Origin of the sequence: Shewanella sp. AS16 (assembly GCF_021412365.1) — a bacterium.
Taxonomy (GTDB): Bacteria; Pseudomonadota; Gammaproteobacteria; order Enterobacterales; family Shewanellaceae; genus Shewanella; species Shewanella salipaludis.
Genome location: NZ_JAKCLK010000509.1, coordinates 1 through 213, shown reverse-complemented (window position 1 = coordinate 213; position 213 = coordinate 1). Strand labels below are relative to the sequence as shown.

1 pseudogene is annotated in these 213 nt (G+C 58.2%); it reads right to left on the bottom strand.

Annotated features, from left to right (window positions below):
* Window positions 1-213 (bottom strand): annotated as a pseudogene (locus tag LZP73_RS21295) (hypothetical protein); the annotation flags it as partial.

The following is a 213-nucleotide window of genomic DNA, read 5'->3' as shown; positions in this document are numbered from 1 at the left end:
CATCCAACAGCAAATAGCTGCTGCCGGTGGCGCCGCTGATATTGCTGCCATCGCGCAGCCATTGATAGCTGATGCTACCCAAACCATCGGCATCGCCTAAGGTATTGCTCGCCGTTAAGCTTTGATCTTCGATGGCAGTGCCTGTGATGCTGACACTGCCGGTGGGCGCATCGTTGACATTGCCGACAGCGGCGGTGGCGCTGGAAGTGACGC